General features: G+C 37.4%; 1 protein-coding gene. It reads right to left on the bottom strand.

Annotated elements, in window-relative coordinates; all coding sequences use genetic code 11:
• The coding region (istA, locus tag BN1067_RS00050; RefSeq protein WP_234400594.1) for an IS21 family transposase at nucleotides 1-988 on the bottom strand (988 nt) is incomplete at its 3' end.
• Nucleotides 989-1,091: the final 103 nt, after the last annotated feature.

Genomic DNA, 1,091 nt, shown 5'->3' with positions numbered 1-1,091 from the left:
GTCCAACGTACCGAAAAGGTACTGAATATCTCTTACCGAGATAGGAGACAAAGCAATCCTTACTCACCTTCCTAATTTCCCAATGATGGATAGGGAACAATGGTTTCGTATTTGATGTCATTAAATGTTTTTGTTCATGCTGGAAACGAGTATGAGGTGATTCAAGCGTTGTCTGATGCACCTTACGGTTCGCTACCTGATCTAACCACACTCTCACATCTTCATTTAATGCTTTTAAAGTAGGTTCATGCTTGCGCTGCAAAAAGTTCTTCTTTAAATATCCAACAACATTTTCTACTTTCCCCTTCGTTTGTGGTCGGTGTGGTTTACATGCCTTTGGGACAATTCCATAGTAAGCTAGAAATTCTTCGAACTTCCGATTGAATCTTATTTCAACTGGACTATGCCTGATAACAGCAGTTTTCATATTGTCATATAAAATTTGCTCAGGCACTCCATTGAAATAAGCAAAAGCGTTCATATGGCACTTCATTAAAGTTTCTAAATCCATACTGTCTGTAAACTCTACATATTTAAGCCTCGAATAACTTAGTAAAATCACAAAAGCATAAATATCCTTCATTTCACCATCAACGGCGAATTTACCAATGTGTCCCCAATCCATTTGAGCTTGTTTGCCAGGAGGAGTCTCGTATCTTATGGTAGCTTGCTTTTTAGGTCGCACCCGATATGGTCGAATGAAATCCCGAAGGATTGTCATTTTGCCCTCGTACCCCATAGATATAATTTCATCTAATAAAACGGTGCAGTTTGTGGTACCTTCTTTCATACGTTTCACTAAGTAATCTTTAAAGGGATCTAGCTTACTACCTTTACTAGGTACTTTCTTCATCCTTGGTAATTCTTCAGATTTTATGTACTTCCTAATAGTTTTAGGGTCAAAGCCAGTCTCTTTGGAGATAGCTGTGATTGACCACCCTTTTTGAAATAGTTCTCTAATCATTATGAATTCCCCAATCTTGATCATCATTTCTACACTCCAAATCTTTATCTAGTATAGAAATGATTATCTGTTATTATTGGGGAATTTGAAACCGTTGTCATTAGGGATTTTAGCACCGTTGTTCACA

It is taken from the genome of Virgibacillus senegalensis (assembly GCF_000821245.2).
In the GTDB taxonomy this organism is placed as follows: domain Bacteria; phylum Bacillota; class Bacilli; order Bacillales; family Amphibacillaceae; genus Sediminibacillus; species Sediminibacillus senegalensis.
This window is presented reverse-complemented; position numbering and strand designations above follow the sequence as displayed.